Origin of the sequence: Moorena sp. SIO1F2 (assembly GCF_010672755.1) — a bacterium.
Taxonomy (GTDB): domain Bacteria; phylum Cyanobacteriota; class Cyanobacteriia; order Cyanobacteriales; family Coleofasciculaceae; genus Moorena.
Window position 1 is genome coordinate 1 of the sequence record NZ_JAAHFV010000418.1, and the last position, 5,183, is coordinate 5,183.

5 protein-coding genes are annotated in these 5,183 nt (G+C 44.2%); 4 read left to right on the forward strand and 1 reads right to left on the reverse strand.

Annotated elements, in window-relative coordinates; all coding sequences use genetic code 11:
- The 4 genes from F6J94_RS29785 to F6J94_RS29800 form a co-directional block, all read left to right on the forward strand.
- Positions 1–115, forward strand: a 115-nt coding sequence (locus F6J94_RS29785; RefSeq protein WP_293042269.1) for a transposase, incomplete at its 5' end; no start/stop codon positions are given.
- Positions 116–283: 168 nt separating this feature from the next.
- On the forward strand, positions 284–1,012 hold the full coding sequence (lptB, locus tag F6J94_RS29790; RefSeq protein ID WP_293046917.1) for an LPS export ABC transporter ATP-binding protein: 729 nt from the start codon (positions 284–286) through the stop codon (positions 1,010–1,012).
- Between the two features lie 38 nt (positions 1,013–1,050).
- Positions 1,051–2,217, forward strand: a complete 1,167-nt coding sequence (locus tag F6J94_RS29795; RefSeq protein WP_293046919.1) for an LptF/LptG family permease — start codon at positions 1,051–1,053, stop codon at positions 2,215–2,217.
- A gap of 156 nt (positions 2,218–2,373) precedes the next feature.
- Positions 2,374–3,618 (forward strand): hypothetical protein, encoded by a 1,245-nt coding sequence (locus tag F6J94_RS29800; RefSeq protein WP_293046921.1) that lies wholly within the window; start codon positions 2,374–2,376, stop codon positions 3,616–3,618.
- Positions 3,619–4,140: 522 nt separating this feature from the next.
- On the opposite strand, the gene F6J94_RS29805 is transcribed toward F6J94_RS29800, so the two are convergent.
- The coding region (locus tag F6J94_RS29805) for an NADP-dependent isocitrate dehydrogenase (RefSeq protein WP_293046923.1) at positions 4,141–5,183 on the reverse strand (1,043 nt) is incomplete at its 5' end.

Below are 5,183 nucleotides of genomic sequence, written 5' to 3' on the forward strand. Positions count from 1 at the left end.
AAACTTTTTTCAGAAACTTAAGCAATACAGGGCAATAGCAACTCGCTATGATAAAACTGCTCGTAATTTTTTGGGAGCCATTCATCTCGCCGCTTCTGTCATCTGGCTTAACTGACGACATGCCCTAGATCAACCCCTACCATCAGCCATTATGGCTTAAAAACTAGATCTTAATTGATAGAATAGCCTGCAACCACTTCTGGTCATTTCCTGGTCATTAGTTAATTACCAAGGATATAAGGATTATGGACTATTTACTAATGACCGATTAAAGGTGCTATCTGTGAAAATATTATTAGATAATATCCATAAGTCCTATGGCAGGCGCAGTGTTGTCAGTCGCGTTAATCTTTCCGTTGCCCAAGGGGAAGTTGTAGGGTTGCTTGGTCCTAATGGTGCTGGTAAAACTACAACCTTCTACATTGCCACTGGTCTAGAAAAACCCAATCTGGGTACAGTTTGGCTAGATGATCAAGATATCACTGCCATGCCGATTAATCGGCGAGCCCAGCTAGGTATTGGTTACCTGGCTCAGGAAGCTAGTATTTTCCGCCACCTTAGTGTTCGGGACAATATTCAATTAGTCTTAGAACAAACTGGTGTGCCTCGTAGTGAGTGGCGATTAAGAATGCATTACTTACTCCAAGAGTTTCGTTTGGAAAAAGTCGCCAATACCTTAGGTAATCAAGTGTCTGGAGGAGAGAGACGTCGAACAGAACTCGCAAGAGCGTTAGCTGTTGGTTCACTTGGACCGAAGTTCTTATTCTTGGATGAGCCATTTGCTGGTGTCGATCCCATTGCTGTCTCAGAGATTCAAAAAATTATGGCTCGATTACGCGATCGCCAAATGGGAATTCTGGTGACTGACCACAATGTAAGAGAAACCCTAGCGATTACTGACCGCGCCTACATTATGCGAGAAGGACAAATCCTGGCTGCCGGAAGTGCTGAAGAACTTTATGATAATCCTTTAGTACGTAAGTATTACTTAGGGACAGGGTTTCAACGATAACAGAAGCTATTAAAAATTAATTTAGTGATTAGCAAATCATGAAATTTGGTAAATCCAAGTCCATCATTGCACTAATGCCTGGCTTATCAGTGATGGATCGGTACATCGTATTTGAGCTAATCCCACCACTGCTGTTTGGTATTGGTGCTTTTTCATCACTGGGTGTAGCTATTGGAACCCTATTTGAGTTGGTTCGCAAAGTTACTGAAGCAGGACTACCATTGGGAATTGCACTTCAAGTGCTACTGTTGCAGATACCCCAGTTTATTTCCTATGCTTTACCAATGTCGATGCTCCTAGCTGCTCTGATGGCATACTCTCGCCTCAGCAGCGATAGTGAGTTGATTGCCATGCGCAGCTTTGGGGTAAGCATCTACCGACTCGTAATACCTGCTGTAGTGGTGAGTTTGCTCGTTACAAGTCTGACATTTGTATTTAATGAATTAGTAGTTCCTGCGGCTAACTACCAGTCCAAAATCACCTTAGACAAAGCGCTTAAAAAAGAAAGACCATCCTTTCAGGAAAGGAACATCTTTTATCCCGAATATCAAAAAGTAAAGCTACCCAATGGCAAAAAAGTTAACAAAATTAAGCGTTGGTTCTACGCCGAGCAATTTGATGGTAAGCAGATGAGAGGCTTGACAATTTTAGACTTTTCTCAGACCGGTCTAGAACAAATTGTTACCTCTCAATCTGCCGTTTGGAACCCAACTGAAAATCTCTGGGATTTTCTAGATGGCACCATCTATATTATATCTCCCGATGCTTCTTACCGCAATATCCTCAGATTTGAAAAACAAAAGCTACAACTTCCTAGAACACCTTTGGATTTGGCAAAAAAAAATCGTGACTATGGTGAAATGAACATTGCTCAGTCTCTAGAGCGTTTGGAGGTATTACGCCATAGTGGTAATGCTAAAAAAATTCGTAAACTTAGGATCAGAATTCAACAAAAAATTTCTTTTCCCTTTGTTTGTCTAGTTTTTGGTTTAGTGGGAGCTTCCTTGGGAACTCGTCCTCAACGTACAGGTAAAGCAACCAGTTTCGGAATTAGTGTTTTAGTAATTTTTTCTTACTACTTATTAGGGTTTATCACCAATGCCCTAGGTCTAGTTAACATTTTCTCTCCTGTTATGGCAGCCTGGTTGCCCAATTTATTTGGACTAGGTGCTGGAGGATTGTTGTTATATAGAGCTGCGCGATAAGTAGGCTAGATAGACAGGTGGTTATTGTTGCTAATTGTAAATTGCTAATTGTAAATTGCTAATTGTAAATTGCTAATTGTAAACCTGAATCGGTTGATTAGAGGCTAGCATCAAGTTACAGCGAAGCTGAAATGTTTAACATCGTTGAAACCTGCTATGTCTTCTCGTCATCAACCTCCTGCCTACCTCCGCTATTGGAAAGCTCAACTACAACCTTTGGGACGACCAGCATTTTGGGGAGCAGCTGTCTTGTTATCCCTAATGTTGTGGTTTCTCCGGGAATACTGGAACCATCCAGAATTGTTAAGGGCAATTGGGATCAATCAAGTGGCTGAAACTGATACTCCCACCGTTGAACCAACCCTGTCTTCTGAAGATGATGAACTAGCGGCAAGGTTAGCTGATATTGATAATTCTGCCGTGCTATTAGCAGAGCTCGAAGCCCTAAGTGCTATATCAGTACCACCACAGCAAACCAAGAAAGCCAAAAAGTCTAAAACCAAAAATTCAGAAGGGTTATTTACTCAAGTTATTCAGCAGACAAAAGCTAACTCCCAAGCAAAATCACCTTTGCTAACCCCAAACGTCCAACCTCAGCAGTCCTCAAAAGCCAGAAATCCCTTTGCTACATCTACAAACGATTTGTTTAATATCCCTCCCGTTCCTGGGAGTGACTTACTGAGCAATCCTAACTCTGTTAATCAGAGATCTTTATCCTCAAGCACACTGAACCAGACTAATTCTGTGTTGGGGTTGGGTTCCCTCAATTCCCTCTACACTAATCCAACACAGTTACCAGTCAGCCCTTTACAGGAAGCCTTGAATAGGCTTAATGCTGCTAAGTCTGTTACCGGTAATAGCAAAGCTCAACTACCTGCTAACATCTTGCCTTCAAATATCTCCTATGGAAACAGGGGAGTTCTCGAACAACGGAACTCAGGAACTCAGGAAATTAAAGCTAGGGGGGGAATACCGTTGACGGCAACTGGGAATCAAGCATTACCGACTCCCTCCTATCCAGGACAAATTACCTATCCTGGGGTAACAACACCAGGTGTAACCGGCAACAGGACTTTCTCGACCACACCCACAACAGCTCCTTCTCCAGGACAAATTAATTATCCTGGAGTCAATCTACCTCGAACAAGGAACGATAGAACTTTTCCGACAACACCTACAGTTCCTCTTAATTCCAACACCTACTCTACTCCATTCCGGCAAGCTACCGGTGTACCAACGGCAGCACCTCTTAGACCAGTAGCACCGCAAGGAACAAGTAAATTGGGGCAATTTTCTACCCAGTCTACTAGTCAAAATCAGTTTTTCAATCAGCGTCGCTTAAAGTCTAAGCTTGAACCAAGTCAGCTGAGGCGACGTGACATACTCCCGAAGCTGCCCTAACGGGACAGCGCGGGCTTCTTACCAACTCCAGCTATTGCCATCGGGCTTTGCCCGACGCGGGGCGCGTTCGGATACAAGGCCTTTGGCCACGCTACGCGAACGATAAGCTTTATTAACGACACGGTCAGAAGTTACCGCAAGAATAGGGTTTGAAGTTACCGTAAGACAGGGTCGCCTTTATGGTCGGCAGGCTATGGGTAAAAGGGTTAAGGCTATTGTTATAAGGCGACCCTGTCTAAGGCGCGCGTCTCTGGCCTTTATGGTTAGTCGGTTATGCGTAAAGGGTTAAAACTTTATGATTAAGGCTGCCCTATTCTAAGGTTTCGTCTCCGGGATGCCCCGACCCGCCGGAACAATACAAAAAAAAGTTCTATTTTCAGTTGGTAGGTGGCGATTAGCTCTTAATTTGTTTTCCCTACCATTGTTAATATATCACATTGGCATTTCGACGTTCCGACCCTTGTCCCGCGCTTCCCATACGACACTTACCCAATGAAGGAAAAGTGCGGGGCTTCTCGCGGTTTAGCTAAAATATTTAATGATTGCCTCAGCAAACTCAGAACACTTCAGGGGAGGTTCTACGGGTGGAGTCATCATCCGGGCTAGGTCATAAGTAACTTCCCGGTTAGCGATCGCATCTGATATCCCCTTCTTAATCAAATCAGCAGCTTCTTGCCAACCCATATACTCTAGCATCATCACTCCTGATAAAATCACAGAGCCTGGATTTACCCGGTCTAGACCTGCATGTTTGGGAGCTGTGCCATGGGTGGCTTCAAAAATCGCACACGTGTCACCAATATTCGCTCCTGGACCCATACCTAATCCACCAACCATAGCAGCAGCGGCATCGGATAGGTAATCACCATTGAGATTCATCGTGGCCAAAATAGAGTATTCCGCTGGTCGAGTCTGGATTTGTTGGAAAATGCTGTCCGCAATCCGGTCATTGACCATCACCTTATCTTGCCATTGACCTTGCCCATGGGTGTCCCAGATGGAATTAAGGACATTTTCCACTTCCTGGATCACTTTCCCCTGTTTTTCTGGGGTCAAGGCATCATAACCCGGTTCAATCGCGCGAGCATTCTCTTCCAGGGTAATATCAGGATTTTGCTCTTTGTTGCTCAGAATCCAAGATTCCCGTTCAGTTACAGATTCTGCTCGAAACTCTGTGGTTGCAAGTTCATAACCCCAGTCCCGGAACGCGCCTTCGGTGTACTTCATAATATTCCCCTTATGTACCAAAGTCACCATCTGCTTAGGCTTAGGTAACCTGAGGGCATGTTGGATGGCGCGGCGCACTAAACGCTGGGAGCCAGTTTTACTGATGGGTTTAATGCCAATACCAGCATCTAAGGGAATCTGTTTTTTGCCATGTTCTGGAGTCGCTGGGATTAGATCCTGATTGAGTAAAGTAATCAATTTTTCAGCAACTTCGCTTCCTTTGGGCCATTCAATACCCAAGTAGATATCTTCTGTATTTTCCCGATAGACAATCACATCCAGTTTCTCTGGAGTTTTGTGGGGAGAGGGGGTCCCTGTAAGTACTACCCAGGGACCCA

Coding starts and splice junctions, on each gene's coding strand:
- F6J94_RS29800 (WP_293046921.1), top strand. CDS start 2,374: ATGTCTTCTCGTCATCAACCTCCTGCCTACCTCCGCTATTGGAAAGCT.
- F6J94_RS29795 (WP_293046919.1), top strand. CDS start 1,051: ATGAAATTTGGTAAATCCAAGTCCATCATTGCACTAATGCCTGGCTTA.